Annotated in this window: 24 protein-coding genes, 1 tRNA gene and 1 pseudogene; 16 read left to right on the top strand and 10 right to left on the bottom strand. The window is 72.2% G+C overall.

The window, feature by feature from the left end:
• Window positions 1–4 precede the first annotated feature (4 nt).
• From ACZ6AA_RS04705 to ACZ6AA_RS04655, 11 genes are read left to right on the top strand one after another with little or no spacing between them, the layout of a single operon-like run.
• Window positions 5–1609 carry a 2-isopropylmalate synthase gene (locus ACZ6AA_RS04705; protein ID WP_471456624.1) on the top strand — a complete coding sequence of 535 codons (1605 nt, stop codon included), beginning with the start codon at window positions 5–7 and terminating at the stop codon, window positions 1607–1609.
• Window positions 1606–2109 carry a MaoC family dehydratase gene (locus ACZ6AA_RS04700; RefSeq protein ID WP_468452473.1) on the top strand — a complete coding sequence of 168 codons (504 nt, stop codon included), beginning with the start codon at window positions 1606–1608 and terminating at the stop codon, window positions 2107–2109. The genes ACZ6AA_RS04705 and ACZ6AA_RS04700 overlap by 4 nt, the downstream gene beginning before the upstream one ends.
• The gene (locus ACZ6AA_RS04695; protein ID WP_468452475.1) at window positions 2106–3053 is read left to right on the top strand and encodes an isopenicillin N synthase family dioxygenase; all 948 of its coding nucleotides are present in this window, start codon (window positions 2106–2108) and stop codon (window positions 3051–3053) included. Before ACZ6AA_RS04700 ends, ACZ6AA_RS04695 begins: the two co-directional genes overlap by 4 nt.
• The gene (locus ACZ6AA_RS04690) at window positions 3050–3913 is read left to right on the top strand and encodes an HpcH/HpaI aldolase/citrate lyase family protein (RefSeq protein WP_468452477.1); all 864 of its coding nucleotides are present in this window, start codon (window positions 3050–3052) and stop codon (window positions 3911–3913) included. Before ACZ6AA_RS04695 ends, ACZ6AA_RS04690 begins: the two co-directional genes overlap by 4 nt.
• Window positions 3914–3926: 13 nt before the next feature.
• Window positions 3927–4817: a hypothetical protein gene (locus ACZ6AA_RS04685; RefSeq protein ID WP_468452479.1), complete on the top strand. Its 891-nt coding sequence runs from the start codon at window positions 3927–3929 to the stop codon at window positions 4815–4817.
• Window positions 4818–4825: 8 nt separating this feature from the next.
• Window positions 4826–5731: an alpha/beta hydrolase gene (locus ACZ6AA_RS04680; protein ID WP_471456241.1), complete on the top strand. Its 906-nt coding sequence runs from the start codon at window positions 4826–4828 to the stop codon at window positions 5729–5731.
• Window positions 5728–6954 carry an aminotransferase class I/II-fold pyridoxal phosphate-dependent enzyme gene (locus ACZ6AA_RS04675; protein ID WP_468481194.1) on the top strand — a complete coding sequence of 409 codons (1227 nt, stop codon included), beginning with the start codon at window positions 5728–5730 and terminating at the stop codon, window positions 6952–6954. The genes ACZ6AA_RS04680 and ACZ6AA_RS04675 overlap by 4 nt, the downstream gene beginning before the upstream one ends.
• Window positions 6951–7844 carry an ornithine cyclodeaminase family protein gene (locus ACZ6AA_RS04670; protein ID WP_471456239.1) on the top strand — a complete coding sequence of 298 codons (894 nt, stop codon included), beginning with the start codon at window positions 6951–6953 and terminating at the stop codon, window positions 7842–7844. Before ACZ6AA_RS04675 ends, ACZ6AA_RS04670 begins: the two co-directional genes overlap by 4 nt.
• A 32-nt stretch (window positions 7845–7876) precedes the next feature.
• Window positions 7877–8083, top strand: a complete 207-nt coding sequence (locus tag ACZ6AA_RS04665) for a hypothetical protein (RefSeq protein WP_468452487.1) — start codon at window positions 7877–7879, stop codon at window positions 8081–8083.
• Entirely contained in the window at window positions 8076–9542 is a 1467-nt protein-coding gene (locus ACZ6AA_RS04660; RefSeq protein WP_471456237.1) for an amidase, read from the top strand. The genes ACZ6AA_RS04665 and ACZ6AA_RS04660 overlap by 8 nt, the downstream gene beginning before the upstream one ends.
• Window positions 9543–9582: 40 nt before the next feature.
• Window positions 9583–10935 carry a hypothetical protein gene (locus tag ACZ6AA_RS04655; RefSeq protein ID WP_471456235.1) on the top strand — a complete coding sequence of 451 codons (1353 nt, stop codon included), beginning with the start codon at window positions 9583–9585 and terminating at the stop codon, window positions 10933–10935.
• 102 nt (window positions 10936–11037) lie between these two features.
• On the opposite strand, the gene ACZ6AA_RS04650 is transcribed toward ACZ6AA_RS04655, so the two are convergent.
• From ACZ6AA_RS04650 to ACZ6AA_RS04625, 6 genes and pseudogenes are all read right to left on the bottom strand, one after another.
• Window positions 11038–13734 carry a LuxR C-terminal-related transcriptional regulator gene (locus ACZ6AA_RS04650; RefSeq protein WP_471456232.1) on the bottom strand — a complete coding sequence of 899 codons (2697 nt, stop codon included), beginning with the start codon at window positions 13732–13734 and terminating at the stop codon, window positions 11038–11040.
• Window positions 13731–15173 (bottom strand): aminopeptidase P family protein, encoded by a 1443-nt coding sequence (locus tag ACZ6AA_RS04645; RefSeq protein ID WP_468452495.1) that lies wholly within the window; start codon window positions 15171–15173, stop codon window positions 13731–13733. The genes ACZ6AA_RS04650 and ACZ6AA_RS04645 overlap by 4 nt, the downstream gene beginning before the upstream one ends.
• 113 nt (window positions 15174–15286) lie before the next feature.
• A complete protein-coding gene (locus ACZ6AA_RS04640) occupies window positions 15287–16750 on the bottom strand; it encodes an aminopeptidase P family protein (protein ID WP_468452497.1) in 1464 nt (487 codons plus the stop codon).
• A 582-nt stretch (window positions 16751–17332) separates the two neighbouring features.
• Window positions 17333–18133, bottom strand: coding sequence for an HpcH/HpaI aldolase/citrate lyase family protein (locus ACZ6AA_RS04635; protein ID WP_471456229.1), 801 nt, complete (start codon window positions 18131–18133; stop codon window positions 17333–17335).
• A 424-nt stretch (window positions 18134–18557) separates the two neighbouring features.
• Complete coding sequence (locus tag ACZ6AA_RS04630; protein ID WP_471456622.1) at window positions 18558–19163, bottom strand: DUF1152 domain-containing protein; 606 nt, start codon at window positions 19161–19163, stop codon at window positions 18558–18560.
• Window positions 19164–19290: 127 nt separating this feature from the next.
• A pseudogene (locus ACZ6AA_RS04625) lies at window positions 19291–19398 on the bottom strand (hypothetical protein); the annotation flags it as partial.
• A 276-nt stretch (window positions 19399–19674) separates the two neighbouring features.
• Between ACZ6AA_RS04625 and ACZ6AA_RS04620 the strand changes: the two are divergent.
• On the top strand, window positions 19675–19845 hold the full coding sequence (locus ACZ6AA_RS04620; protein ID WP_468452503.1) for a hypothetical protein: 171 nt from the start codon (window positions 19675–19677) through the stop codon (window positions 19843–19845).
• Between the two features lie 90 nt (window positions 19846–19935).
• On the opposite strand, the gene ACZ6AA_RS04615 is transcribed toward ACZ6AA_RS04620, so the two are convergent.
• Window positions 19936–20007, bottom strand: a tRNA-Arg gene (locus ACZ6AA_RS04615).
• Window positions 20008–20167: 160 nt separating this feature from the next.
• Window positions 20168–20986: an SAM-dependent methyltransferase gene (locus ACZ6AA_RS04610; RefSeq protein ID WP_468452505.1), complete on the bottom strand. Its 819-nt coding sequence runs from the start codon at window positions 20984–20986 to the stop codon at window positions 20168–20170.
• Between the two features lie 179 nt (window positions 20987–21165).
• On the opposite strand from ACZ6AA_RS04610, the gene ACZ6AA_RS04605 reads away from it, so the two are divergent.
• Window positions 21166–21963, top strand: a complete 798-nt coding sequence (locus ACZ6AA_RS04605) for a class I SAM-dependent methyltransferase family protein (RefSeq protein WP_471456226.1) — start codon at window positions 21166–21168, stop codon at window positions 21961–21963.
• Window positions 21964–22044: 81 nt separating this feature from the next.
• On the opposite strand, the gene ku is transcribed toward ACZ6AA_RS04605, so the two are convergent.
• Window positions 22045–23136, bottom strand: coding sequence for a non-homologous end joining protein Ku (gene ku, locus ACZ6AA_RS04600; RefSeq protein ID WP_471456224.1), 1092 nt, complete (start codon window positions 23134–23136; stop codon window positions 22045–22047).
• Window positions 23137–23207: 71 nt separating this feature from the next.
• Here ku and ligD point away from each other — a divergent pair, with 71 nt between their 5' ends.
• Complete coding sequence (gene ligD, locus ACZ6AA_RS04595) at window positions 23208–24107, top strand: non-homologous end-joining DNA ligase (RefSeq protein WP_471456222.1); 900 nt, start codon at window positions 23208–23210, stop codon at window positions 24105–24107.
• An 18-nt stretch (window positions 24108–24125) separates the two neighbouring features.
• Here ligD and ACZ6AA_RS04590 read toward each other — a convergent pair whose 3' ends face one another.
• On the bottom strand, window positions 24126–24929 hold the full coding sequence (locus ACZ6AA_RS04590) for a nuclease-related domain-containing protein (protein ID WP_468452512.1): 804 nt from the start codon (window positions 24927–24929) through the stop codon (window positions 24126–24128).
• Between the two features lie 256 nt (window positions 24930–25185).
• Here ACZ6AA_RS04590 and ACZ6AA_RS04585 point away from each other — a divergent pair, with 256 nt between their 5' ends.
• Together ACZ6AA_RS04585 and ACZ6AA_RS04580 are read left to right on the top strand one after the other, a co-directional pair.
• On the top strand, window positions 25186–25518 hold the full coding sequence (locus tag ACZ6AA_RS04585) for a hypothetical protein (protein ID WP_471456219.1): 333 nt from the start codon (window positions 25186–25188) through the stop codon (window positions 25516–25518).
• 174 nt (window positions 25519–25692) lie between these two features.
• Window positions 25693–26256 carry a class F sortase gene (locus tag ACZ6AA_RS04580; protein WP_468452645.1) on the top strand — a complete coding sequence of 188 codons (564 nt, stop codon included), beginning with the start codon at window positions 25693–25695 and terminating at the stop codon, window positions 26254–26256.
• Window positions 26257–26298: the final 42 nt, after the last annotated feature.

Raw genomic sequence — 26298 nt, 5'->3', positions numbered from 1 at the left:
GACCATGCCGTTCCAGCGCTATGCACGGGACGCCATCGCGCCCACTTCGGGCTGGTCACGGCGGTGGCCGGACGGTACGCTCGAGCGGGCGCCGATCTGGGCCTCGGTTGATCTCCGGGACGGGAACCAGGCCCTTGCCGACCCCATGGACACCCACCGCAAGCGGCGGATGTTCGACCTGCTGGTGGCGACCGGTTTCAAGGACATAGAAATCGGATACCCGGCGGCAAGCGCGCACGATTTTGATTTCGTCCGCGAACTCGTCGTCAAGCAAGAAATCCCGGACGACGTGACGGTATCGGTTTTCACACCGGCACGTACGGAACTCATAGAGCGGACCTTCGAGGCGATTCGCGGAGCCGAGCGCGCCGTGGTGCATTTGTGCCACGCGACGGCCTGCCTGTGGCGCGAGGTCGTGTTCGGCATGTCGCCCGGCGAGGTCCTGCGCATGGCCGTCGACGGCGCCAAGGACCTGGTGCGTCTGGCGGAGCGCGAGCCCGGGACCGACATCCGGTTCGAGTACTCGCCGGAGACCTTCAACCTGACCGAGCCCGAGCTCGCCCTGGAGATCGCGAACCGGGTCGCGGAGGTCGTCGACGCCACGCCCGACCGGCCGCTCGTCCTGAACCTCCCGACCACCGTGGAGACCCACTCCCCCCACGTCTTCGCCGACCAGGTGGAGTGGATGCACCGCAACCTCGACCGGCGCGACTCGATCATCCTGTCCGTCCACCCGCACAACGACCGGGGCACCGCCGTCGCGTCGGCGGAACTGGCCGTGCTCGCCGGGGCCGACCGCGTCGAGGGCACCCTGTTCGGCAACGGCGAACGCACCGGGAACGTCTGCCTGGTGACGCTCGCGCTCAACCTGTTCAGCAGCGGAGTCGACCCCCAGCTGGACATCTCCGACATCGACTCCGTCCGCCGGATCGTCGAGGAGTGCAACCGGCTGCCGGTGCACCCCCGCCACCCCTACGCGGGCGACCTGGTGTACACCGCCTTCTCCGGCACCCACCAGGACGCCATCGCCAAGGGCCTGGCCGCGCTGGCCGAGCAGGCCGAGCGGGAGGGCAAGGACGTCGGCGACATGCCCTGGCAGGTCCCCTACCTGCCCATCGACCCGAAGGACGTCGGCCGCGACTACCAGGCGATCATCCGTGTCAACGGCCAGTCGGGCAAGGGCGGCATCGCCTATGTGCTGAAGGCGGGCTGGGGCGTCGACCTGCCGACGGAACTGCGCCGGGACTTCGCGGCCGTGGTCCAGTCCGCCGCCGACACCATGGGGCGCGAACTGGAGCCGCCGGAGATCTGGCAGCTGCTCCAGGAGACCTACTGCCTCGACGACTCGCCCGCCCTGCCCGACGGCACCGACGGCACCGACGGCACCGAGGTCGTCGCCCGGCTCGCCGCCGCGCACGGTGTCGCGTTCACCGAGCCCCAGTTCAGCGGGGCGGCGACGTCCGGCGCACCGGTGACCTGCTGCGTGGCACTGGACGCGGACGGCCGCACCGTCTGGGGACTCGGCCGGGCAGCCACCGCCGCCGACGCGGCACACAGATCGGCCCGCTCGGCCCTGCGCCGGGCCGGCATGCACGAAGGAGACCAGTGAAGAGCAACTCTTTCCGCACGATCAGTCCCGGTATCTACCGGGAAGACAACGGAATGGTCTACGAGGACTACGTCCCCGACGTGGTCGTCGAACACCGGCCGGGCCGGACGATCACCATGACCGACAACGTGTGGAGCTCCCTGCTCTGCCTCAACCAGCACCCGCTGCACATCGACGCCGCCTACGCCGAGCAGACCCAGTTCGGCAAGATCGTCGTCTCCAGTCTGGTCACCTTCGGGATCGTCAACGGGATGACCGTCTCCACCATCAGCGCCAAGTGCGTCGCCAACCTCGGCTGGGACAAAGTGCGCCTGACCGCCCCGGTGTTCGTGGGCGACACGCTCTACGCGCAGACCCGCATCGTCTCGCGGCGCCCCTCCGCCACCCGGCCCGACCAGGGCATCGTGACCGTCCACACCATCGGCCGGAACCAGGACGACGTGACGGTGATCGAATTCGAGCGGACGATCCTCGTCCCCAAGCAGGAAGCAGACCAATGATTCCGGTCATCGACCTGGACCCGGAGCGTCCCGACCTCGAGCACAAGACCGCGGAGGAGATCTCCGACGCCTGCCGCCAGACCGGGTTCTTCGTCGTACGCGGCCACGGCATCGCCCCCGAGGTCTTCGACGACGCCTACGACACCTCACTGCGCTTCTTCCGCCTGCCGCTCGAGCACAAGCGCGAGTTCCCGATGCGCACCTCCACCGCACGTGGCGACAACGACTACAGCCCGTACGGCTACAGCGCCCTGCTGTCGGAGAACGCCTACGCCTACACCGGCAAGCCGGGGATGCCGTCGGACTACGTCGAGAAGTTCAGCGCCGGACGCCTCATCCTGCGCGACGACGAGGAACTCCCTTTCCCCGAGGACGAGTTGGGCACCCAGCTGCGCACGGCCCTGAAGCGGTACTTCGCCGCCTGCGAGACCGTGGCGGGCCGGATCGCCGAGCTGCTGGCCCTCGCCCTCGACCTGCCCCGGGACTTCTTCGCCACCCGCACGAACACCTCCAACGACTCGCTGCGCTCGCACCTCTACCCCGGCGTCGCCCCCGAGTTCCTGAACGACCAGGGCATGGGACAGCACACGGACGGCACCCTGATCACGCTGCTCACCCAGGACGGCCCGGGCCTCCAGCTCCAGGACCGCTCCGGCCGCTGGCTGGACATCGACGTCCAGGAACGCGACAGCTTCATCGTCAACATCGGCGACCTGATGGCCCGTTGGTCGAACGACGAGTACGTCTCGACGCCGCACCGGGTCCGGCTCGCCGACCGGCAGCGGCAGTCCATCGTGTTCTTCAAGCTGGCCAACGACGACACCGTCATCGAGTGCTTCCCCAAGTTCGCGGCGGACCGCCCCGTGAAGTACGAGCCGATCCGCTACGAGGACTTCTCCCTCCAGAAGATGAACCTGCTGTTCGGAAGGGACGACGCGCGATGAAGTCGTACGCGAGCCTGCTCTACACCCCGGCGCTGCTCCTCGCCTCGGTCGCCCGGCCCGGCCGGGTCCGCGCCGACATGCTGGTCCTCGACCTGGAGGACTCCGTCCACCCGGCCAGGAAGGCCGAGGCCCGCGCCCTGCTGGCGCAGGCGGATCTCACCGGCGCCGGTCTGCCCGCGCTCGGCCTGCGGGTGAACACCATCGCGACGCCCGACGGCCTGGAGGACCTGCGGGCGCTGATCGAGATGGACGCCACCATCGGCGGCGTACCGATCGACGTGGTCTTCATCCCCAAGATCTCCGGCCCCGGCGACGTGGCCATCTACCGGTCGCTGCTCTCGCACACCTCGAAGCCGCCGCAGATCTGCAGCTTCATCGAAACCGTCGACGCCGTCGAGAACGCCACCGACATCGCCGCGGTCAGCGACGGCCTGTGCTTCGGCCAGGCGGACCTGACGGCCGAGCTGTACGCCGAGAACGCGTTCTACCTCGACCACGCGCGGGCCCGGCTCTGCACCGCGGCGGCCAAGTACCGCGTGCCCGCCATCGACACCAACTCGTTCGAGCTGCACGACCTCGACGTCGTCGCGGCGCAGTGCCGGGCGGCCCGGGACGCCGGATTCACCGGCAAGGCGGTCATCCACCCCCGGCAGGTCGACGTCGTCGCCGAGACGTTCACCGTCGGCCCGGACGAGCTCGCCGAGTACCGCAGCGTGGTCGAGGACTACCACTCCACGCCCTACGGCTTCGCGGTCGAGGAGGACCGCGTGCTCGCCCCGCCGTTCGTGCTGCGGGCCCAGCGCATGCTCCAACTCCACGCACCCACAACCGAATCCGCGCAGCACACCAGCGCCAAGTAACCGGGGGATCCCAGTGAAGAAGCTTCCGCAGCACACGGTCATCGACGTCTCCGCCTACCGCACCGAGCTGACCGAAGGACGGCTCCAGGCCGTCGGGGACGAACTCGTCCTCGAACTGGTGCGGCTCGTCGCCGAGGGCGACGGCGTCGCCGTCTGCCACGGCGTCGCCAAGACGCTGGCGCACCACGGCCTCGACGTCCACAAGGAGCAGGACGCCGCGGTCGGCCGCGACTACCTGGAGTCGCTGTTCCGCGGCTTCGGCGAGCGCGTCGACGTCTCCCGGTTCAGCCCCGTCGCGATGGACTACGACCGCATCGCCGGCATGGACGTCGACGGCTACAACAAGAACACGCACTTCACGCCCAACGGCGACCACACCACCGAGCGCGAGTTCCTGACGACCAAGTGCGTGCACTTCGACGCCGCCACCCCGTTCATCGGGAACATCTACGGCCCCAACACCAACATCGCGGGCGGCACCCCGATGGTCTGCGACACCCGCGCCTACTGCAAGGACACGGGGGTGGCCCCCGCCGATCTGCTCGAACTGATGCCGCACAGCTACAACGTCGCGGTCAAGGAGGAGCACACCGAGCCGGTCCTCGCCGGGTACGCCGCCGCCGTGGACGCCGACCTGTCCGCCGACCTGGTCATGGTCGTCCTGCTCAACGAGGTGGACGGCGGCCACGCGCACGCCGGCTCCGAGCCCCGCCCCGCCGACCCGAACCTGCCCTCGCGCCGCCCGATCCGGCACCTGGAGTACCAGTTCGCCGAGGGTGTCGAGCTGGCCAAGTGGTACCGGCACTACCGCCTGGAGATACCGCAGCCCAGCCTCCAGGTGCCGGACGAGGCCGCGCGCCAGCGCTACCACCGCGGGGTCGCCGCCGCCGGGACGAACCAGTGACGGCGCCCATGGAATACCGCGTCCCGGCCATGTCAGGGAGCGACCACGAGGAGCTCGACACGCTCCTTGTGACCCTCGCCGCCGACGAGTGGCCGCAGGACATCGACGACGCCCGGCTGTTCTACGACGCATGGGGCGTGCCGATCGCCGACGACATCAAGGTCGAACAGCGCGAGGGCGGCCACCTGCTGACCCCGCCGGACACGGACGGCTCCCTGACCGGGATCTATCTGCACGGCGGCGGATACGTGTACGGCTCGCTGCGCAGCCACGGCCACATGGTCGGGGAGATCGCCCGCGCGGCCCGCTGCCGGATGTTCTTCGTGGACTACCGGCGCGCCCCCGAGCACCCCTACCCGGCGGCGCTCGACGACGCCGTGGCCGCGTACCGGAGCCTGCTCGCCGACGGGACCGCGGCCTCCGACGTGGTCCTCGCGGGCGACTCGGCGGGCGGCGGGCTCGTGCTCACGACGCTCCTGAAGCTGCGGGACTCGGGGCTGCCGCTACCGGCCGCCGCGGCCTGCGTCTCGCCGTGGACCGACCTCACGGGCAGCGGGGAGAGCTACCGCACCCTGGAACACGAGGACCCCATGGTCAGCAAGTCGGTCGTGGACCTGGTGTCGGCGTCGTACCTGGCGGGCACCGCGCCCACGCTCCCGTACGTCTCCCCGCTGTTCGGGGACCTCGCGGGGCTGCCCCCGGTGCTGCTCCAGGTGGGCAGCCGGGAGATCCTGCGCAGCGACGCGGAGCGGTTCGCGGCCGGTCTGCGCGAGGCGGGCGGCACCGGTGTGCTGGAGGTCTGGCCCGGCATGGTGCACGTCTGGCACCTGCACCACTCGCGCCTCGCCAAGGCCCGCGAGGCCGTGAGCAGGCTCGGCGGCTGGCTCCACGCCCAGGCGGCGGGTACGGGATGACCGAGGACATCACCGGGCCCCACCGGTACCGCAACAACCGCAAGATGGTGCCCGCGAGCGAGGCCGCGTGGGGCCTGTCCCGCGAGCACGGGATGCTCGGCCTCGTGGTCGAGGCCGTCGACGGCCAGAACCGGCTGCGCGACATCCGCACCGGGCACGAGTTCGCCAACCTCTCGTCCTGCTCGTACCTGGGTCTCAACAGCCACCCCACGGTGGTCGAGGCCGGGCGCGCGGCACTGGAGCAGGAGCGGATCACCGGTCTCTCCATGGGCGAGTTCCGGATCCGGCTCGGCATCATGGAGCGGCTGGAGGAGGAGCTCTCCGCGCACTTCGGCGCCCATGTGCTGCCGTCGGTGTCCTGCGGAGTGCTCAGCTCGGCGATCCTGCCGCTGCTCGCCTCCGGGCACCTGACCGACGGCGAGCCCCTCGTCGTGGTCTTCGACCGGTTCGCGCACTTCTCCATGAACTTCCTCAAGCCCGTCCTCGCCGACGAGACGCTGGTGCTGACCTGTCCGCACAACGACATGCAGTACCTGGAGGACATCTGCAAGCGGTACCCGCGGGTGGCCTACGTCGCCGAAGGCGTCTACTCGACCGGCGGGCAGGCGGACCTGAAGGGCATCAAGGACCTCCAGGACCGTTACGGCATGTTCGTCTACCTCGACGACTCGCACGCGCTGTCGGCCGTGGGCGAGCGCGGCGAGGGGTACGCGCGCACCGTCTTCGACACCCTCGGCGCCCGTACGATCGTCGTCGCCTCGATCGCCAAGGCGTTCGGCAGCACCGGCGGCATCGCGATGGTCGGCGACCGCGACGTGTTCGAGTTCCTCTACCGGTCCGGGCCGCTGGCCTGGTCCCAGGGGCTGCGGACCGCCGCGGTCGGCACCACCCTGGGGGCCCTCGAGGTCCACCGGAGTCCGGAACTCGGCCTGCGGCAGCGGCAATTGGCCTCGAACATCGCCGTCTTCGACGAGCGGCTGCGCGACCACGGCCTGCGGGGCGCCGGATCGCACATCAAGTTCGTCACCGTCGGCGACAACGACCGGGCGGTGCGCCTTTCGACCGAGCTCTACCGGCGCGGCTACTACTGCTCCGCCATGTTCTTCCCGATCGTGGCGCAGGGCCAGGCGGGCGTACGGATGATGCTGCGCGGCGACATGTCGACGGAGCTGACCGAGCGTTTCGCGGCGGACCTCCTCGACGTACTGGCGGACCTCGCATGATCCGCGCCTGCGCCGAGCACGGCGTGTCCGACGTCGCGGCCGTCGCCGCGCTGATGCGCGAGAGCCTGCGCAGCGGCGCGGTGCGGCGGATGACCGTACCGCTGCGGCAGGTCGTCGACGGCGGTCACGGCGCCAGGTTCCTGTCCATGCCCGCCGTCAGCGCCGATCACGGGCTGTGCGTCAACAAGACCGCGACCATCACCGACGGCCCGGGCCCGACCGTGACGTCCGTGGTCCCGGTGTTCTCCACCACGACCGGGGAACTCCTCGGGGTCCTGGACGGCGCGGCCGTCACCAACCTCAAGTGCGCGGCCGTGACGGCGCTGGTCACCGACCGGTGCGCGGCCCGGGACGCCGCCGTGCTCGGGATCGTCGGGTCGGGGGTGCAGGCCTGGCAGCAGTACCTCGGTGTGACGGCGGTGCGCCCGATCACGGAGGTGCGGGTCCACTCCCGCACCCCCGAGCACGCCGAGATCCTGTGCGAGCGCATCCGGCGCGCGGACCCGGGCGTGCGCGCCCTGGTCCGCGCGTCGGCCGCGGAGGCCACGGCGGGCGCGGACATCATCTCGACGGCGACGGCCTCCGTACGGCCGCTGCCGATCGCCGCCGACCTGCCGGAGCACGTGCACATCAACTGCATGGGCGCGCACACCACCGAGTCGCGGGAGCTGTCCCGCCCGCTCCTGGCCGCCGCCACGCTCGTCGTCGAGGACATCGAGATCGCCGTCGCCGAGGCGGGCGAGATCCATCGCACCGCGATCGACCTGGAAGCCCTGGAGACCGGTTCGCACCCCGGACTCGACGGCCGCCCGACCGTCTTCAGCTCCACCGGGCACGCCTCACTGGACCTCATCACCTGTGCCCATCTGGTGGCACAGCCGCACCACTGACCGGATCGACCGGATCGAAGGGAAGACCGTACGTGACACACGTCGGCACGGAGGAGACCACCGGCTCGCACGGCGGTGGGGACCCCGAGACCGCGGCCGTCGACCGGGAGTTCGCCGCGGCCCTCGCCCGCCGCGGCATCGAGATGCCGCCGGACCTGGCGCCCGGGGTCCTGGCCGGACACCGCTCGCTGCGCGCGATGAGCCGACTGCTGCGGGAAGTGGAGATCACCGATGTCTGACTTCGGCCTCGCCCGGCCGGGCGCCCCGTCCGAACGACCCGAACCGCCCGAGCTGTCGGGGCTGTCGGGGCTGTCCGTCGCGGAGGCCGGTGCGCGGCTGCGCGCCGGCACCCTCACCTCGGTGGAGCTGACGGAGCACGCCCTGGGCCTGATCGACGCGCACGACGCCGAGCTGCACTCGTTCGTCCTGGTCACCCGTGACCTCGCGCTGCGGCGCGCGGCGCAGGCGGACCGGGAGCTGCGCGACGGCGTCGACCGCGGCCCGCTGCACGGCATCCCGTACGCCCTGAAGGACATCCTCGACGCGGAGGGGCTGCCCACCACCAACCACTCGCGGCTGACCCTCACCGACGTCGCCGCAGAGGACAGCGCCGTGGAGGCCCGGCTGCGGGCCGGCGGCGCGGTGCTCCTCGGCAAACTGGCCACCTACGAGTTCGCGTTCGGCGGTCCGAGCACGGACCTGCCCTTCCCGCCGGCGGGCAACCCCTGGCACCGCGAGCACATCCCCAGCGGCTCCTCGTCAGGAGCGGGCGCCGCGGTGGCGGCCGGTTTCCTGCGCGTCGCCCTCGGCTCCGACACCGCCGGATCGCTGCGCGGTCCCGCGTTCCACTGCGGGGCCGTCGGCCTCAAGCCGACCTACGGCAGCGTCTCCGGCCACGGGGCCACCCCGCTGGCGCCCACCATGGACCACTTCGGTCCCCTGGCCTGGACGGTGGCCGACGCCGCCGCCGCGCTCCAGGTGGTCGCGGGCCCCGACCCCCGGGACCCCCGCACCCACGGGGCACCGGCGCCCGACTTCCTCACCTCGCTGACCGGGGACGTCCGCGGGCTGCGGGTGGCGTACTCGAAGGCCTGGTACGCCTCGGACCCGGGGACCCTGCCGGAGATCACCGAGAGCATCGACCGGGCCCTGGCCCATCTCGACCGGCTCGGCGCGATCGTCGAGGAGTGCGAACTGCCGCCGTACGAGCTGTTCGACGCCTGCGGCCGGGTCATCCTGATGGCGGAGGGGTTCGCCGCGCACGAGGAGAACCTGCGCCGCGCGCCGCGGTCCTTCGGCCGCTTCACCTACCAGAAGCTCATGCCCGGCGCGGGAGTCGGCGCGGACGACCTCCAGCGGGCGCGCCGGATGCGCCAACGCCTCGGGGCGGCGCTCGACCGGCGGGTCTTCGCCTCCCACGACCTGCTGATCACGGCGTGCGGCCAGACCACCGCGGCCCGGTTCGACGCCTTCGGCACCGACTGGCCGCCGCCGAAGCTGGCCAACGACATGCAGACCATCCCGTTCGGTGTCACCGGGCACCCGGCCATGTCGCTGCCTCTCGGCTTCGCCGGAAACGGCCTGCCCATCGGTGTGCAGCTCGTGGGGCCCGCGTTCGGCGAGGCGAGCCTGTTCCGGGCCGGCCTCGCCCTGGAGGCCGAGTTCGGCCGACGGGACGTCCGCCCCGTACTGGCATGAGTCGGCCGCCGCACCAGCCCTCTAGCAGGAGTGGAAAGACATGGAAGACACCTCGACGACCACGCGGGTGACGGCCGCGCGGGGGCCTCATGTGACGGACCCCCGTCGGCTCCTCAACGCCTTCGACCACCAGTTCCGGGGCTTCAGGACCTTCTGGTTCGACCGGATCGCCCCGGCGGGGCCCGTCGTCCTGCCCGCGGCCCGGGGCGCCGAACTGGAGCGCGCGACCACGCACTTGGCCGACCTGCTGCGGCGGGCGGTGCGCGGCCTCGGCGACGACTGCGTGTCCCGGCACCGGGCCCTCGGCCTCGACGAGCGGCTGACGGAGTTCTACGGGGACGAGGAGTTCGAGAACGCCTACGCGACGGTCATGGGCCGACCGGACGTGATCCTCACCGACTCCGGATGGAAGTTCATCGAGTTCAACTTCTGCTCCTCCACCGGCGGTCAGGTCTACGCCCACCTCCTCAACGAGCTGTGGCGGCAGCTGCTGCCCGAGGACACCCTGAGCGCCCTGACGCTCGCCGACCCCCTCAAGACCCGCAGCGACCTGCTGCGCACCGTCATCGACGACCTCGGCCTCGACCCGTACGTGGCGCTCGTCGGCTATCTCCCCGACGTCTTCCTCTCCGACTCCGGGGGCAGCCGGAGGTACTACGAGATCGAGGCCGACGCCCTGCGGAAGGCGGGCATCCGGGCGGAGTACTTCGAAACGGACGAGTTCATCGAGGCTCTCGGCTCCCGCGCGGACGCGTTCCCGCTGGTCCTGGAGCGGACCGTGCCGCAGGAGTGGATCGACGCGGGCCGGGAGATCGACCCGCTGCTCACGATCAGGAAGTGCGGCTCCGCGGTGCTGACGCCGCAGAGTTCCTACCTGGCGGCCAACAAGCAGCTCTTCGCCCTGCTGTCCGCGGGGCAGGACTGGATGACCGACCGGGACCGCGCGTTCGTGGAGCGCTACATCCCCTGGTCGCGCTCGATCCGGGAGGAGACCGTCGAATTCCGGGGCGCGACCTGGAAGTTGGCGGACCTGCTGCGGGAGCGGCGGGCGGACTTCGTCCTGAAGCGCTCCGACGGGGACCAGAACTTCGACGTCCACATCGGCTCCGTGACCGACGCGGCCGTCTGGGAGGACGTCATCGCCAAGGGCCGCGAGGCCGGTACCTGGATAGCCCAGGAGGCCGTCCACAGCACCGAGGTCCACGCCAACGTCCTCGACTGCGACCGGGGCGAGCCCCTCGGCATCGGCACGCGCGCGGTGTTCGGCCCCCTGTTCATGGGCGGACGCATGACCGGGTGCGTGGTGCGCCACGACGTACCCGCCCCGGGCGGCGCGGCACCGGGGACGGCGGGCTCCAGCATCCTGAGCTCCGTCGGCTGGAGCGCCGACTGAGTCCGCGCGCCGGTGAAGGGACGCTCATCGGCGCGCGGCCGAGCGTCCCTTCACCGGCGTGCGGCCGAGCGTCCCTTCACCGGCGCGGGGGCAAGCGTCCTTTCACCGGTGCGCGGGGTGGGCGTCCTTCTGGACGAGCGCCATCAGCTGGACCCGTGACCGCACCTCCAGCTTGCGGTAGATCCGGGTGAGGGCCGCCTCCACGGTCTTGACGCTGACGTAGAGGGCGGCCGCGATGTCGCGGTTGCCGTGCCCTTCGGTGACCAGTTCGGCGATCCGCCGCTCGGCGTCCGTCAGACCGGCGGGCCAGGCACGTGCCCGCGTCCGCTCCGGCCGGGCGGGCTCCCACAGGGGCGCGCCGGCCCTGAGGAACACCGCGTCGGCCGCCGCCTGCAGTTCCCTGGCCCGGGCCGGGCGCCTGCGGCGCTGCTCCACGGACGCGTGCGCGAGGAGCACCCGGCCGCACTGCAAGGGGTATCCGAGCCGGTCGAAGGTGCACAGGGCGCGGTCGAGCAGGTCCTCGGCCGGACCGAACTCGCCCTTCGCCGTGCGGTACAGCGCCTCGGCCCGGTCGAGCGAGGCGAGCACCCCGCGTCGGCCTAGCTCCTCGGCCCGGCGCCGGGCGTCGGTGATGGTCCGCAGGGCGGCCGGCAGGTCACCGGCGGCGACCAGCGCCTCGGCGAGGTCGGCTTCGTAGCGGACCTCCGCGGGGTCCGCTATGCCCAGGTCCTGCACCAGGTCCCGGACCCTGAGCAGATCCGCGAGGGCTCCGTCGGTCTCCCGCAGCAGCAGCCGCGTCATGCCGGACAGGTGCAGGCAGTGCGCCGCGAAGACGGTGTCCCGGTCCTCCTGCGAAGCGGTCAGGCCGAGGTCGGCGTAGGCGAGCGCCTGCTCCAGGGTGCCGCCCGCGAGTTCGGCGACCGCCGCCGCGTACCACGGCGGGCCGGGCGAGGCGCCCAGGTCACGGGTGAGCGCGAGGAGCCGGTGGGCCTCATCGCGGGCGATCGGGCCCTCGCCGCGGTGCGCGTGGATCCGGACGGCGCTGCCGAGCAGCCACAGCCGGTCGGCGGGGCAGTCCGGCGGGCGCATCTCGTCGAGGAGCCGCCCGGCCTCGTCCAGCCGGTCCTCCAGCAGGGCGAATCCGACGGCGATGCGGCGCGGCTCCGCGGGGATCCGGCCGGACCCGGCCGCCGTGCCCGCGGCCAGGGCACGCCGGAGCGTCGCGGCGTGGCCCGGAGCGCCGCGGCCCTGCTCGATCTGGGCGATCAGGGCCAGCGCCGAGGCGTGGGTCGCGACGTCACCGGCCCGTTCGGCGGCCGACCGGGCGTGCGCCAGCGCCTCGGCATGGCAGCCCCGGTGGAGCTGCAGGCCCCGGGCGAGCCGCAGATGCGCCGCCGAGACCAGCGTCGGCTCGTCGGCGGCCGTGGCGTCGGCCAGGGCCTGCGCCGCCACGTGCTCGACCAGGGCGGCGCCCCGGCTTGCGGCGTCGACGACGGCGAGCCGCGCCTGGGCGCGGGCCGCGGGCGCGGCCCGGCCGCGGTCCAGTTGCTCCAGCGCGGTGCAGGCGAGGTCGAGGCGTCCGGCCGTCTCGGCGTCCCGGGCGGCCGCGACCAGCAGGTCGTGCCGGGAGCTGTCGGGTCGGCCGCCCGCGAGGAGGCCGAACTCGGCGGCCCGGGTGTGGTCGCCGCTCGCCCGCGCGGCGGTGGCGGCGTCGGCGAGGGCGGGGACCAGCCGTGCCGGGAGTTCGGCCGGGGTCAGGGCGGACGCCTCGTGCCAGACCCGGTCGTCGTCCTCGGACGCGGCGGCGGCCAGGGCGAGATGTGCCTGGCGCACCGCCTCGCCGCTGGCCTCGGCGAGGATGCCCTCCCGTACGACCGGGGCGGGGAAGCGCACCGTGCCCGCCACCCGGATCAGGCCCACGGCCTCGGCGTCGGCGAGGGCCGCGTCGGCGGACGGGCCCGCGGCGCGGCGGACGGCGTCGACCGACGGATCGGCTGCCAGCGCCGCGAGGAGCAGCACCCAGTGCACGGGGGCGGCAAGGCCCGCGAGCCAGGCCCTCAGTGCCTTGCGCACGTGCAGGGCCAGCGGCTGGGCGTCCAGGACGGCCGTGGCTCCGGCACGGGCCAGTCCGGCGGCGATGTCCGAGACCAGGCGGGGGTTGCCGCCCGTCGCGGTGTGGATGCGCCCGGCGGTCCGCAGGGGGATGCCGTAGGACCGTACGACGGCCGCCGACTCCTGCGGGCTGAGCGTGGGGACGGCGATCTCCACCGCGTCGCCGCCGAGGACGTCGTGCGGCAGCGGGCCGTCGGGCCGCAGCGCCGCGAGCAGCGACACGCTGCCTCGGCTGCGGCGGGCCGCGAAGCCGAAGACGTCCAGGCTGTCCGGGCCCCACCAGTGCATGTCGTCGGCGGCCAGCAGCAGTCTGGCCCTGCTCCCCCACCTCTGCAGGCACGACAGGACGGTGACGCGCAGGATCGCGGGGTCGGGCTCGGGCCCGGTGACGCGGCGCAGCACCCAGTCGATCGTGGACCGCTGGACGTCCGACAGTTCGCGGCTGACGTCCGGCGGGCACACGGTGAACAGGTCCACCAGGGGTACGTACGGCAGGTGGGCGTCGGCGGGCGCCGAGCTGAGCCTGACCACGGGGTCCCCGGAGGACCGCCACCCCGTGCACACCGCGTCAAGGACCGCGGACTTGCCGAACCCGGTGGGCCCGACGACCGCCACCGCACCGGCCTGCCGCAGCTCGCCGGAGACCTGGTCGACCAGGGGGCGGCGCGCCCTCACCGGTGTCCTCACCGCACCGCGTCCAGCCACGCCTCGACCTCGTCCGCGGCGCGCGGCAGACCGGAGGACAGGCACAGGGCGCCGTCGGCCGTGATGACGAAGTCGTCCTCGATCCGCACGCCGATGCCGCGCAGTTCCTCGGGGATCGTCAGGTCGTCGGGCTGGAAGTAGAGGCCGGGCTCGACGGTGAGCACATGGCCCTCCTCGAGGACGCCGCCCGCGTACGTCTCGCTGCGGGCGGCGGCGCAGTCGTGGCAGTCGAGGCCGAGCATGTGGCCCGTACCGCAGACGGTGTACCTGCGGTACAGGGCGGACTCGTGCGGGACCGCCGTGCCGCCGGGCCGAAGGCCCCAGGCATCGAGCCCCTCGGCGATGACGCGGGTCGCGGCGTCGTGGAAGGCGCCGTACGGTGCGCCGGGCCGCAGCGCGGCGATGCCCGCCGACTGGGCGGCGAACACCAGGTCGTAGACGCGGCGCTGGACATCGGTGAAGCGGCCGCCGATCGGCAGCGTGCGGGTGACGTCCCCGGTGTAGAACGAGTCGGCCTCGACGCCCGCGTCCAGCAGGAGCAGCTCGCCCTCCCGCACCGGGCCGTCGTTGTGCATCCAGTGCAGCACGCACGCGTGCGCTCCGGCCGCCGCGATGGTCTCGAACCCCAGGCCGTAACCCTCCAGGCGGGCACGCCGGTTGAAGGTGCCCTCGATCCAGCGCTCGCCCCGCGCGAGGCGGGTGGCGTGGGGCAGCTCCCCGGCGACGTCGTGGAAACCGGCGACCGTGTGCCCCACGGCGGCGCGCAGTTGCTCGACCTCCCACGCGTCCTTGACGAGCCGCAGCTCCGAGAGGAAGGCGAGCAGTTCGGCGTCGGCCGGTGCGGTCGGCGGTATCAGCGAGTCGACGAGGGCGTCCTCGCCGCGCACCACCCGGGTCGGGACGTCGCCGCCGAGTGCCCGCTCCAGGTCGTCCCGGGCGGCCGCCTCGACGCCGAGGGCGTCGGCGGTCTCGGACAGGGTCCGACGGCGGCCGACCCAGAACTCGCCGTGCTGCCGGTCGCTGTAGAACTCCGCCCCGTACGGACCGGCGTCACGCGGGGACCGCGGGCGGGTGAACAGGGTGACCTCGTGGCCGGTGCCGGTGGGCTCGAAGACGAGCACGCTGTCCGGCACCGCCTGCGTCCCCTGCTCGGCGGTGAGATGGATGAACGCGGAGTGCGGCCGGAAGGCGTAGTCGAAGTCGTTGCTGCGCACCTTGAGTCCGCCCGACGGGACGACGATCCGCTCCCCGGGGAACCGCTCGGACACCGCCGCGCGCCGCTTGGCCGCGCACGCGGCTCCGGAGACGGGCAAAAGCCTCCGGTCCGTGTCCGCCCACCCGTGCCTGAAGACCTCGGCCACCGCGGCCGGTACTCGACGATCGTGACTCCGCGTCCCGCGCGAGCCGTCCTGCCGTTCCATCGCATGCCTCCCCGTTGTGTGGTGCTCTGCTCCACTGGTCGTGTGGTGCCCTGCCCACTGAGCACTCGCCTGTCCGCCGCGGCCCCGTCGGCCGCGGCGGCAGCCGTCAGCCGTCAGCCGCGCAGCCGGGCCATCCAGGTCTCCACCTCGTCGGCGGCCCGGGGAAGGTCGGCCGAGAGGTTCTCGTTGCCCTCCTCGGTGACCAGGATGTCGTCCTCGATCCGGATGCCGATGCCGCGGAACTCCTCGGGCACGGTCAGATCGTCCGACTGGAAGTACAGGCCGGGCTCGACGGTGAGCACCATGCCCGCCTCCAGCGTGCCGTCCACGTACAGCTCGGTGCGGGCCTTCGCGCAGTCGTGGACGTCCAGGCCGATCATGTGGCCCGTGCCGGCCAGCGTCCAGCGGCGGAAGAGCCCGAGCTCGTACGCCTCGTCCGCCGACCGGTCGCCGAACAGGCCCCAGGCGGCCAGGTGCTCGGTCAGCACCCGCTGGGCCGCGTCGTGGAAGTCCCGGTAGTTGGCGCCGGGCTTGACCGCGGCGATACCGGCGGACTGCGCCGCGTACACCGCGTCGTACACCTTGCGCTGGACCGGCGTGAAGCGGCCGTCGACCGGCAGGGTGCGGGTGACGTCGGCGGTGTAGAGGTTGCGGCTCTCCACTCCGGCGTCGAGCAGGAGCAGGTCGCCCGGCCTGGTCTCGCCGTCGTTGCGGACCCAGTGCAGGGTGGTGGCGTGCGGTCCGGCGGCGCAGACCGACGCGTAGCCGACGTCGTTGCCCTCGATCCGCGCGCGCATCCAGAACGTGCCCTCGATGGCCCGCTCCAGGGTCGGCGTGTCCGTGCCGAGGACGCGCACCACGTCCTCGAAGCCGCGCGCGGTGGCCTGGCAGGCGTGGCGCAGGTCGGCGATCTCCCACTCGTCCTTGACCAGCCGCATCTCGGACAGCGCGACACGGAACTCGATGTCGCGCTCGGCGGTCACCTTGTCGTGCAGGGCGGCGTCGACGTCCGCGTCGTAGCCGCGCAGCAGCCGGATCGGGCCGGTGGCCGCGGCGAGGCGCTCGGTCAGCGTGCGGACGTCGCGGCAGGGCAGGCCGAGGAGCTGCTCGTTCTCGGTGAGGCTGTTGCGACGGCCGTCCCAGAGCTCACCGTGGTAGTCGAGCCAGAACTCGCCGGACTCCCGGTCGGAGCGCGGGAGCAGGTAGGCGATCGCCTGGTGCGCGCCGTCCTGACCGGGCTCCAGGACCAGCACGGCGTCCTGCGACTGGTCACCCGTCAGGTAGACGTAGTCGGAGGACGGCCGGAACGGGTAGTCCGTGTCGTTGGAGCGGACCTTCGGGTTGCCGGCGGGGATCACCAGGAGCTCGCCGGGGAACTGGGCGGAGAGCGCCGCCCGGCGGCGCGCGGTGTGCGCCGCCTGCGCGATGGGCTCCAGGCCGCTGCGCTCGGTGTCCGCCCAGCCCTGCTTCATGTTCTCGGCGAGCTCGGTGCTCACGTCCCCGTACAGGCCGTTCTTCCGTGTCCTGTTCTCATCCGACTCCTCAACCACACCGGCCTCCTGAAGCGAATCCGTCACGCACGTTCCTCCTCATTCGCAGACGGTCGGCGTCCACGCGGGCAGCCGACCGGAAAACCTCGAGAGATGCCCCCGCCCGGGCAACCGCCTTGTCGGGCATCCCGGGCAACCGCCTTTCCGGGCACACGCCTTGAGCCGATTCGACAGCAGCGGCGCGGCGCGCACGACGAGCGTGGGCACCCGCGCGGCTTCCGCGCAGGCCCCGCTCGGGCCGGACAGCGCCTGCCAAGCCCCCCTCAGGCCCCAAGGCGATACGGCTTCTTGCCGCGAGTGGCACTCTCGCAGACCCCCTGCACCCCTACTTCATACATATGTATGAAGTATGACGAATGCTTTTACGCCATCTGTCGATGGGCCGAAGCGGCCATCCGGCATAGTTTTTCCCCCGCTGCCCACAACCACCCGGTAGCCGCCCGGCAACCGTCCGGAGCCAACGAAGTGCGTACGCACCGGCTTCGCGTCGGCCTCATGCGCCCGGCGCCGGATCGCGCCGGATCACCGCCGCACGGCTGCCGCCACCACCCCGGAGCACCAGGGAGGCCTGGCCCGGCCCCCTCCCCCGCTCCTCCGAGCCGAAGCCGCTCAGCCCTCTACCGAGTCGAGAATCCGACGGGCGCGCTCCAGCAGGGGCTTGTCGACCATGTGCCCGTCCACCACGGTGACGGAGTCGCCCGCGGCGAGGACGGCCCGCGCCCACTCCCGTTCGCGCGCGGTCGGCGCGAACCGCTCGGCCACGACGGGCACCTGCGCCGGGTGGATGCAGAGCTTCCCGGTGAAACCGAGCCGACGCCCGTGGTCGATGTCGGCGGCGAGGGCGTCGAGATCCTTCACGCTGGTCGTCACACCGTCGACCGGAGAGCACAGCCCCGTCGCGGCCGACGCCGAGACGAGCCGGGAACGGGAGTAGGCGAGCGCCAGGTGGTCGTCGTGGGCGACCCCGAGCTGCCCGGCGAGGTCGGCGTTGCCGAAGGCGACACGCACCACGCCCGGGGCGGCGCACACCTCGACGGCGCGCTCGATCCCGGCCGCGGTCTCGACCAGCGGGATCAGGGGCGAGGCCCCGGCCGTACGGGAGGCCAGTTCCGCGAGTACGGAGGGGTCCTCGGCCTTGGGCACCATCACGGGCATGCCGCACCCGGCCGCCATCGCGAGATCGTCGTCGCACCAGGGCGTACCGGGCGCGTTGATCCGGACCAGGGCGCTGTTGCCCGCACCGAGCCAGGCGGCGACATGGTCCCGCGCGCGCAGCTTGTCCGGCGCCGCGACCGCGTCCTCCAGGTCAAGGATGACCACGTCCGCACCACTGCCAACGGCCTTGCCAAACCGATCCGCCCGATCCCCAGGCACAAACAAAAAACTCCGAGCCGCCTCAACCCGCCCCACGCACAAACTCACGCAGACATCACCCCACCATCACGAAACACACAACCCCACACAAGCCGAACGCACTGTTCCCTGAGGGGCGGACATGATCAATACCCGGCAGGAACCATGATCAGCACCCGGCAGGAAACACAGTCTCATCCAGGAGCGCCGACATGGAAAGAAACCAGATAGCCGCCCTCCTGCGCGACGGCTCCGAAGTGACGGCCTCGGCCCGTGCCGCCTTGCTCAGTGGTGGCGTGGGGATCGTCTGGGACGGGACAATGCCCTCCGAGTCGCTCGCCAAGATCTACCGGCGCCGACTTGGGCTCACGAGGCGAACGGGCCAGGAGACACGAGGCCTTGAGCAAGCCGTAGAGCTGCTGAGTGCGTACGGCCCGCCGGTCAGGCTTGGACGAGTGACGTCGTCAGACGGCGATTGGGTCTACATGCTCTTCCTCTCGGAAGACGCGCAGTCACTCATCGCTTGCACGGGCGTCAGGCAGCCCCGCCGGCTGCCGGCTTGAAGCTTCCACACAGGTACAGGGAGGCGGTCGGCGCGCGCGGCGTTGAGTCGGGTGAGGTGCTGGAGTGCCGCACCGGTGAGCCCCAGCCCCTCGGTGAGCCGACGGACGGTTGTGTGCGTGACTCCTCGGGTGAGGGCAGCTTGCTCGAAGTCCCTGATGCGGGCCAGAAGGTCGCGCGGCACGACGTGGCCCGTCTGTTGCCGGCTCAGTCGTTGCGCCTCGGTCCGCTCGTAGTCGATCTCGGACGTGCCGCAGTTGGTGCGACAGCGTTCCTCGGCGTTGTCGAGCGTGGTCGTGTCGGCGACGTCCTGGGCCAGGCGGTTGGCGGAGAACGCTGCTCCCAGGTCGACCTGGTGGACCGTGGGGCCTTCTCCGGTCAAGGGGACGGAGAGCCCGGCGTCCCGGACCTCGCACAGGCCCCGGGCACCCAGGGCCGTGGCGGCGAGGAGGGCCGTCACCTCGGAGGGGTGCCAGCCGAGTACCGACATGACGGCCTGGGTGTGCTCGGGCGCGAAGGTCGTGATCAGGGGGGGGCCGAGGCGGGGACGGAGGGTGTCTACGGGGAGCTCGCCGTCGAGGCCTGCGTGCGACCAGCAGGCGGATGTGGGCGGCCGCCTCGGTGCGGGTACAGGCGGCGAGGGTCAGGGCGTCGACCAGGGGGCTGCTCAGGGTGGGTTCGTCGCCGTGGGCCAGGATGTCGCCGCCGCCTCGCGAGGGCTTCGGTGACAGCCTGACGGCTGTCGCCTTCTTCGGCTGCATCCTGTACGCCGCGATGCACCCGGCGGAAGTCGTGGGGCTACGCCTGGAGGACTGCGAGCGGCACGACAAGCGGGAGCTGAAGATGCGGGACCCCGAAGCCGACCACCCCGTGCCGATCCCACCCGCGCCCGTGGCGATGCTCCGAGCGCACGTGAAGGAGTTCGGCACCGCGGCGGACGGTCGGCTGTTCCAGAACGAGCGGGGCGGCCTGGTGGGCACCTCCAGCTACTGGCGCGTCTGGCAGGACGCCCGGCCCCCGGCCTCCCGACCGCGAAGGTGGCCCGCCGCGCGGGCACGTCCCCGGAGGTCATCGACCGCCACTACGCCGGGCTCATCGACAACAGCGAAGCGGAGGACAACAAGAAGATCGAGAAGACGATGGGCTGGGGCGGAGAAGACACCCTGAACGTCTGGCGCAGCTCTATCGCGATCAACGCGAAACAATGAGAAAGAGCGGGACCCAGTGAGACTGGTTCCCGCTCTCTCATGTCGGCATCCGCCCTGGTCAGCACTTGATTCCTGCTGATCCTCGACGAGTGCCCCCGGCAGGATTCGAACCTGCGCACACGGCTCCGGAGGCCGTTGCTCTATCCCCTGAGCTACGGGGGCGTGTCGGCCGCTGTGTGGCGGCGACGGGTAGAACCCTACCAGCTTCGTGGGGGTCGGCATGAACGGGTATTTGTGCAGCGTCCGGGGTGCCTCGGACGGGTTGGGGGAGGGCCGTCCGGGGCACCCCGGGGTGGGGTGCGGGTGGGGTGAAAGGCGGGGGTCAGGGCTTGCGGGCCACGCCGGCGTAGGCGTCGGCCGCGACCGTGGTGTCCGTGGTGGGGTCCGGGCGCCAGTGGGTGACCTGGGTCACGCCGGGGTCGGTGAGGGTGAGGCCGTCGAAGAAGCCGGTGATCTCCTCGACGCTGCGGACGTAGTAGGGGATCGCACCGCTCTTGTTGTACGCGTCCGACGCCGCGATCATGCCCTCGCTCGTGGACGTCGAGTCGCTGATCACCAGGTAGCTGCCGGACGGGAGTCCCGCCATCAGGCGGTTCACCAGGTCGCGCGCCTCCTCGTACGAGGACACGTGGCCGAGGGTGTTCAGGATCATCAGAGCCACCGGCTGGGACAGGTCCAGGGTCTCCCCCGCGGCCGCCAGGATCGCCTCCGGCTCGTACATGTTCGCGTCGATGTACGACGTGACGCCCTCCGGCGTGCTCGTCAGGAGCGCGCGGGCGTGGGCCAGGACCAGCGGGTCGTTGTCCACGTACACGATGCGGGCGTCGGGGGCGACGCGCTGGGCCACGTCGTGCGTGTTGTCCGCGGTCGGCAGGCCCGTGCCGATGTCCAGGAACTGGCGGATCCCCTGCTCCCCCGCCAGGTGGCGGACGGCCCGGCCGAGGAAGTGGCGGCTGGTGCGGGCCACGTCCACCAGGCCCGGGAAGATCTCCTTGATCTGGTCGCCCAGCTCGCGGTCCTTCTCGTAGTTGTCCTTGCCGCCCACGAAGTAGTTCCAGAAGCGGGCCGAGTGCGGCTTGCTCGTGTCGATCCGTGCGCGTATCTCGGCGGACGATTCGAGTCTGGGGTCGGAGCCTGACACGGGGACCTCCTGCGGTGCTTGGGCCGTTCGGCCGTGCGATCAACTCGCAACCTAGCAAGTGGGCGGCGTGTCGCGGATGTCAGGAGGATGCCGATCCCGGGCGGTGGCGTTCGTACTCAGGTCGCTCCGAGTACTCCCGCGGATGTCCGCCGCCGACCCGCGGCGCGACCCTTGCGGGCATGACGAAACCTCTGCGCAACCTCAAGTGGGCAGTGATGCGAGGCCTGTTGAGCACCGTCGGGCGGTCCTCGCGCGGTGTCCGCATCGGCTATCGGCACGGCTTCGACAGCGGCACCATGCTGGACTACGTGTACGTGAACCGTGCGCACGGCGTCCTGGGGCTCGGACGTCTCGTCGACCGCGTCTATCTGAACGCCGTCGGCTGGCGCGCCATCCGCGCCCGGCGCGAGCTGCTCCAGGACGTGCTGCGGGAGCAGCTCGACGCGCGGCCCGACCGCGAGGTCCTCGTCCTCGACGTCGCCGCCGGGCCCGGGCGCTACCTCCAGGACCTGGCCGCCGCGCACGGGCCCCGGCGGGTGCGCGTGCTGTGCCGGGACCTCGCCGTGGCGGGGCTGCGGCAGGGCGAGCGGCTCGCCCAGGAGCGCGGGATCACCAACATCTCGTACGAGAGGGGGGACGCGCTGGACCCCAAGGAGCCGGACGCGGGCGCTCCGGACGTCATCGTGGTGTCCGGGCTCTACGAGCTGCTGCTCGACGACGACGTCATCCGCGCCTCCATCGAGCGCCTCCGCGGGCTGCTCGCGCCGGGCGGCACCCTCGTCTTCACCACCCAGACCCGCCATCCCCAGCTCGACTTCATCGCCAACGTCCTGCCCAACAGGGACGGGCAGTTGTGGGTGATGAAGTGCCGGGACGTCGCCGAGACGGAGGGGTGGGCCCGCGCCGCCGGGTTCGGTGCGGTGGCCAGTCGGCGGGAGGGGGTGGGGTTGTTCACGGTGACGGTGTGTTCAGGGTGACGGCTTGTTCAGGGTGACGGCTTGTTCAGGGGGCAGCCGCGTGTTCGCGGTGACAGCCGTCCCTCCTACGCCGACGCCCTCCTACGCCGACGCCCTCTTCGTCGTCTTCTTCGGCGTCGCCGACTTCTTCGACGCGGCCTTCTTCGCCGTGGACTTGGTGGCCGCCGTGCCCGACGCCGTCTTCTTCGCGGTGCTCTTCTTCGGAGCCGCGGCCTTGGACTTCGACGCGGTCTTGGCCGTCGACTTCTTGCCGCCCACCTGCTTGGGGGCCGCCGGGGACGACTTGCGGGCGGCGGTCGTCTTCCCGGCCGCGGACTTCGTGGTGCGGGAGGTACGGGAGCGCAGGGAGGTCACCTCGGCCTCCTGGTCCGGCTCCGCCCCGGACTTCTCACCGCGGGCCGTCCGCGCCGCCCGGACACTGTTCTCCAGGGCCGCCATCAGGTCGATGACCTTGCCGCCGCCCGGCTCGGCCGCCGGGGCGGGAGTGTAGGTCCCACCGCCCTCGACCTTCGCGGCGATCATCTCCTCCACGGCCGTGCGGTAGTCGTCGTGCAGGGAGTCGAGGTCGACCTCGCCGAGGGTGTCCATCAGGGCGTCGGCCAGGTCCAGTTCGGCGTCGCGGACCTTGACCTCGGTGTCCGGTGCGACGGAGTCGGTGGCGCGGATCTCGTCCGGCCAGAGCAGGCCGTGCATCGCGATCACGTCGTCCACGACCCGCAGCATGCCGAGCCGTTCACGGCCGCGCAGGGCGAACTTGGCGATGGCCACCTTCCTGCTGCGCTTCAGCGCCTCGCGCAGGAGGGTGTACGGCTTGGCGGCGGGGACTCCGTTGGCCGACAGGTAGTAGGCCGTGTCCATCTGGAGGGGGTCGATGCGGTCGGCAGGGACGAACGCGACGATCTCGATGGTCTTCGCGGTCGGGATGGGCAGGGCGGCCAGGTCGTCCTCCGTGATCGGGATGATCGAGCCGTCCGCGTCCTCGTACCCCTTGCCGATCTCCGCGGCCGTGACCTCGCGGTCCTCCAGCTCGCACACCTTGCGGTAGCGGATGCGGCCGCCGTCCTCCGTGTGGATCTGGCGGAAGGAGATCGAGTGGTTCTCCGTGGCGTTCACGAGCTTGATCGGGATGCTGACCAGGCCGAAGGAGATGGCGCCGTTCCATATGGACCGCATGTGGAGCACCTTTCGGCAGCCGGGAAAGCGGCAGTGGGGCTTTCGTCACGGTTTCATGGGATTCTCATCGTATGACGCCCATCACCGAGGTGGAGGGGCGAAGGCTCGCGCTCAGCAATCTCGACAAGGTCCTGTACGCGGAGAGCGGCTTCACCAAGGGCGAGGTGCTGCACTACTACGCCACCGCCGCGGGCGCCCTGCTTCCTCACCTGCGCGACCGGCCCGTGTCCTTCCTGCGCTTCCCGGACGGGCCCGACGGGCAGCGGTTCTTCGCCAAGAACGTGCCGCCGGGTACGCCCACCTGGGTGCGGACGGCCGAGGTGCGGCGGTCGGACGGGGTCTCGCGGCAGATCCTCGTACAGGACCTGGCGACGCTGATGTGGGCGGCGAACCTGGTCACCGAGTTCCACACCCCGCAGTGGCGGACGGACGCGCCCGGGCTCGCCGACCGGCTCGTGCTCGACCTCGACCCCGGGCCGCCCGCGAGCGTCGTGGAGGCCTGCGAGGCGGCGCTGTGGATGCGGGAGCGGCTGGTGGCCGACGGGTTCCCGGTGTACGTCAAGACGTCCGGCAGCAAGGGGCTGCATCTGCTCGCGCCGCTGCGGCCGACGCCCAGCGGGGACGTCACGGCGTACGCGAAGGGTCTTGCCGTGGCCGCCGAGCAGGCGCTGCCGCGCCTTGTGGTGCACCGGATGACGCGCAGCCTGCGGCCGGGGAAGGTGTTCGTCGACTTCAGCCAGAACGCCGCGGCGAAGACCACGGCGACGCCCTACACCCTGCGGGCGCGGGCCGAGCCGACCGTGTCCACGCCGGTGACCTGGGACGAGGTGGAGGCGTGCCGGGAGCGGCGGGATCCGGGGCTGCTGGTCTTCCTGGCGACCGATGTCGGGGGGCGCCTGGAGCGGTACGGGGACCTGCTCGGGCCGTTGCTCGACCCGGAGGGGGGCGGGGTGCTGCCGCCGCCGGGGTGAGCCGGGGGCCGCGCCCGGTCAGACCCGGTTCCACGTCCGGCGGTCGCGGGCCAGCGCGTGCAGTGCCTCGACGTCCGCCGGTTTGAGGACCCCGCCCGTGCGGGCCAGCGCAGGCAGGTCCTCTTCGAGCAGCACCCGCACCTCCCGGGGCGGCGCCGCGACCTCCACGTCCACCGCCCCCACGGGCACGAGGACCGCCCGCACCTCCGCCGTCAGCGCGAACGACGCCCGCCCGGCGTCCGCCCGCAGCTCCCGCAGCAGGGGCCCCGCCTGGCCGCGCCCCACGGCCACCATCGGGTCGGCCACCCGCACGCGCTGCCTGCGGGCCGGTAACGCCCGGACGCAGAACAGGCCGCCGGGGCCGATCAGGAGATGGTCCACGCGACGGCCGCCGGGGAGGCCGACCGAGTGCAGGGTGTGCCAGCCGACCGCGTCCAGGCGGTCGAGGGCGTCGCCGACCGCGGTCTGCGCCGCGAGCGCCCGGTGCCGGGGGTCGGACCGCAGCTTGCGCGCGGGCGGCGGGTCGCGGTCCAGGTCGACGCGCAGGGCCTCGCCGGGCCGGTTCGGGGCGAGGTCGTCGTCCGGGTGGAGGGTGAGCCGGGCCAGCTCAGCGGGGGTGGGGACGGGAGGTGGTCCGACCGTGACGTTGCCCGTCAGGAACGGGCCGAGGGCGTCGAGGACATCGGCCTCGCGGTCGGCGCTCAGCAGGTTCACACGGGCGGTGTCCCTGTCGTACCAGGCGACGCTCCCGCCGTCCGGCCTGCATACGTAGAGCCGCTCCTGACCGTGCCTCCAGGCCGGTACGACACGCAGTCCGCTCATGCCCCATCACCCCATGACCATGGGAGCAGCCCGGGCACCGCTCCGGCAAGGAGCTGACGGCGCTTCGCGGAAGTCGAGGGCAATTCGCCCTGTGTTCGCCACCCCGGGCGGGTCCATCCGCCATGTCCCCGCCCATCCCGTAACGGCACCGCTCGCACAGCTATGGCCCCCTGTTACAAAGTCGCCGAACCGCCGCAACGGCGGACACCTAGCGTCGTCCTTGTCACTGCCCGCCGCAGAGCGCAAGGAACGTACCGTGAGCAATCGTCGCCGCACCCCGGCCCTCCGTACCGCCGCCGTCACCGCGCTCGTCGGCGGCGCGCTGCTGCTCCCGGCCACGGCCGCCTTCGCCGACTCCCCGTCCCCCGCCGCCGCGCACTCCCCCACCGCGCACTCCCCCGCCACGGTCGCCCCGGCCCGCCTCGCCGACGACGTGGCCGCCACCCCCGAGGGCGGCGTCAAGGCGGGTGCCACCGGGGTGCGGGACGCCGGGGATCCCGCGTTCGTCGTGGCGGGCGGGGCCATGGCGGCCGCGGGCGCGGCGGGGCTCGGCTTCGCGATGATGCGCCGCGGGCGCACGGACGCCTGACCGGCACACCCCCAAGGAGCCCCCGTGCACACCCCCACTCCCGGCGAGGCCGCGCAGGAAGCCCACCCGAGCCGTCCGAGTCACCCGAGCCCTTCGAACCACCCGCACCCGCCCCGCCGCAGCACCCGCCCCAGCACCCGCCGTCTCGCCGCCGCCGCGGCCCTCACCGCCGCCATCGGCGTCGGCCTCATCGCCTGCGGGCAGGGCGGCGGCTCCGGCGACCCCGCCCCCGACGTGAACGTCAAGAACGTCACCGCCACCCGGGCCAAGCAGGCACCGCCCCCGATGGCGGAGTCCAGGCCGACGGGTCTGCGGATCCCGGCGGCGGGCGTGGACGCCAAGGGGATGCTGGACCTCGGTATCGGCGAGGACGGGGCGCTGCAGGTGCCTCCGGCCTCGAAGGCGGAGCTGCCCGGCTGGTGGACGGGGGGTGTCACCCCTGGTCAGAAGGGTGCGGCGGTCGTGGTCGCGCACTACGACACGGCGGGCGGTCCCGCGCTGCTGCGGAACGTCGCGAAGGTGCGGGCCGGCGACCGCATCATGGTGCCGCGGGCGGACGGCTCCACGGCGACGTTCAAGGTGCGCGAGATTCAGCAGGTCGGCAAGGAAGACTTTCCAACCCATAAGGTGTACGGGGCGACCGACCGCCCGGAGCTGCGCCTGCTGACCTGCGGCGGCCCGATCAAGGACGGTCACCGGACCGACAACATCATTCTCTACGCCGACCTCGTGCGGTGAGGGCGCCCGGCCCCGTGCCGAAGCCCCGCACCCGGCCCCCGC

Source organism: Streptomyces sp. NPDC040610 (genome assembly GCF_055594065.1).
Note: the sequence above shows the minus strand (reverse complement) of the source record. Positions and strands in the feature narration are given on the sequence as shown.